The organism is Thermotoga sp. (assembly GCF_021162145.1).
Taxonomy (GTDB): domain Bacteria; phylum Thermotogota; class Thermotogae; order Thermotogales; family Thermotogaceae; genus Thermotoga.
On record NZ_JAGGZH010000084.1, the window covers coordinates 1 to 2678 of the forward strand.

A 2678-nucleotide genomic window follows, 5' to 3' on the forward strand; every position below is an offset into this window, starting at 1 on the left:
CCTATTTCCCTGTTAGGATCATACAGATCTTTCCTAACTTCTCTTCCTACCATCATCCTTATCAACTCATCTTCCGTTGTCTCTTTAACGCTTTTTTCACCAACTACCCTGCCGTCCTTCAGGACCAAGACATTGTCGCACAACTCAAAAATCTCCTCCAATCGATGAGATATGTATATCACTGACATTCCCTCGTCTTTGAGTTGCCTTATCACCCTGAATAACTCTTTGACCTCTTTCTCAGCCAAAACAGCTGTGGGTTCATCAAAGATGAATATCCTCGCATTTCTTGACAAAGCTCGCGCAATCGCCACCATACCCTGCTGTGCTGCGCTCAAATCTTTTACCCTCTGATAAGGCCATATCACTCCTTTATAACCTATCTTCTCCAATATCTCTTCCACTCGTTTTTCCATTTCACGTTTTCTCAGAAAGCCTGCGAACGAAGTTTCTATTCCCATTAAGACGTTCTCCAGAACCGTTAGGTGACCCGCTAGGATCAAATTCTGATAAACCGCCGATATCCCCAGTCGCTCGGACAATATAGGGGTCATCTTATGGAAAGTTTGACCAAATATCTTGATCTCGCCACTATCTGGAGTGTAAGCACCTGTCAATACCTTTATAAGAGTGCTCTTACCTGCTCCGTTTTCACCCACCAGTGCTTTAACTTCCCCTTTTTCAAGCCTTAAATTGACATTGTCTAGAGCCAAAACACCTGGGAAGACTTTCGTTATGTTCTTCATCTCGAGAACTGCTTCCATTGAAACACCTCCCTAGTTTTCCCTGACAACACAGGGAGGGGGCAGCTCCCCTCCCTGCCCTTTTGATTACCAGTTCTTATAGAACTTCACAGGATCCAGAATGGATTCCGCAGCGGGCTTTCCCAGCATATCGGGGGCGATCGCTACAACTCCCGTATCAATGAATTTCGGGAATTCAAATCCAAGAGGTTGAAGGTTTCTTGCTATAACAGCAAAAGCCACTCCTGCATATCCCATAACCCACGGCTTCTGAAGAATGAGAGCATCAACATAACCGTTTTCGAGACCCCAAAGTTCCTGTGGTCCTGCATCTACTGCGACAAACGCCAGATTCTTTACACCCCTCATATCGAGAGCACGGACAACCTCATCCCCTGTGTACTGGTTGTTGGCAAATATTCCCCTAAGATCTGGATAAGCCGTTAAAACGTCCATTGTCATGTTGAGAGTGTTACCTTGCTTACCCATCGCATCTCTCACAGTAACTACTTCGATTTCTGGATATTTGTCCTTAACTCTATCCAAAAAACCGCTCATTCTGGCTTCCAAAGATCCCACTCCTGACATAAAAGTGAAAGCAGCCACTTTTCCCTTTGCCTCACCGAATTTCTTTTTTATGGCTTTTGCTAGCTCATCTGCTGCCAATTGTCCTATTTTGTAGTTGTCAGACGCAAGGAAAGTCACATATTTGTCGGTATTAGCAGCTGAGTCAATGATGATAACAGGAATTCCCATAGCTGTTGCTTTTTCTATACCCGGAACAAGTGCATCTGCAACCGTGGGAGCCAAAACTATAGCATCCGGTTTCATGGAGATGGCAGTTTCGAGTATTGAGACTTGTTTTGCCACATCAGACTCCGAGGTTGGTGCTTGTTCGATGAGTTCCACACCATAATGCTTAGCTGCTTTTCTTGCACCATCGAGTACTATCTGCCAAAATTCAGACTCACTCGCCTTGACTATGAAGAAGACTTTCATCTTGGAAACCTGCTGCGGTGTTTCATAGCCTATCAGCACAGTGCTCAGAGTGAAGACAACCAGTAAGATTGCCAAAAGGTATTTCCTCATAAAAACACCCCCTCATGAAGTAGTGTGAACATCACATTAGTGACAAGGATGGCGCTATTTCCACCACGTGAATGTCATTGTCAACTGTTTTCCTGTCAACCACTATCAAGAATTTCATGGTATCGGTGAGAGGATAAGGTGCCCAATGCCATGTTCCTTTCTTTAGCAGAAAAGCTACTTCCCCGTCTACCAAAAAAGTTGTAATTTTAGAAGCATCCTTTAAAGGATCGCAATCACGTTGACAAATTGGAAAGATTCCTATTCCAGTTAGTGGAATGAAAATCTCATCTGAAAATAAGTGCCTTTCCATCTGTTCCAAGATAAAATCTCTTCTTTTTACCTCTAAAAAACCAATCACAGGTTCTTTCATTTCAAGCGAGGAAATATCTTCAAGATTATGCCAGTATTTAAGGAAATCGTACTCAACTGTTGGTTTTTCCAACGGGAGTTGTATCAGTCGACCAAATGGTTCAAAAGTTTCTGAAGAGGGTGTTTGAAACTTTGGGTTCACAACAACACCTCCTTTTTGTAACTCAAACGTTTGCAATAAAAATATATCACTAACCATTGAGCAAAGTCAAGCTGGATTTTTCTCTAAAAACGATGTTTATCTGCCCTGACCGCCGATTATTCGAGAATATTATTCGATTTCTCATTATCTTGGGTTATAATAGAATCGATAAATACTTAGGTAAAGAAGGTGATATCTTGAAAAGGGTCACTTTGAAAGAAATAGCAAAGAAGTTTGGTGTCTCACCTTCAACTGTTTCTCGCGCATTATCGGGCAAGCCAGGCGTTAGCAAACGATTGCGAGAAAAGATTCTTAAAGCGGCGGAAGAGATGGGA

4 protein-coding genes are annotated in these 2678 nt (G+C 42.7%); 1 reads left to right on the top strand and 3 read right to left on the bottom strand.

Annotated elements, in window-relative coordinates; genetic code table 11:
* The 3 genes from J7K79_RS05400 to J7K79_RS05410 all read right to left on the bottom strand — a co-directional run.
* A partial coding sequence (locus J7K79_RS05400) for an ATP-binding cassette domain-containing protein (RefSeq protein ID WP_296905974.1) occupies positions 1 to 764 on the bottom strand: 764 nt, incomplete at its 3' end.
* 66 nt (positions 765 to 830) lie between these two features.
* Positions 831 to 1832 (bottom strand): ABC transporter substrate-binding protein, encoded by a 1002-nt coding sequence (locus J7K79_RS05405; protein ID WP_296905977.1) that lies wholly within the window; start codon positions 1830 to 1832, stop codon positions 831 to 833.
* Positions 1833 to 1863: 31 nt separating this feature from the next.
* Positions 1864 to 2343, bottom strand: coding sequence for an ureidoglycolate lyase (locus J7K79_RS05410; RefSeq protein WP_296905980.1), 480 nt, complete (start codon positions 2341 to 2343; stop codon positions 1864 to 1866).
* 92 nt (positions 2344 to 2435) lie between these two features.
* Between J7K79_RS05410 and J7K79_RS05415 the strand changes: the two genes are divergently transcribed.
* On the top strand, positions 2436 to 2678 hold a 243-nt coding region (locus J7K79_RS05415), incomplete at its 3' end, for a helix-turn-helix domain-containing protein (protein ID WP_296905983.1).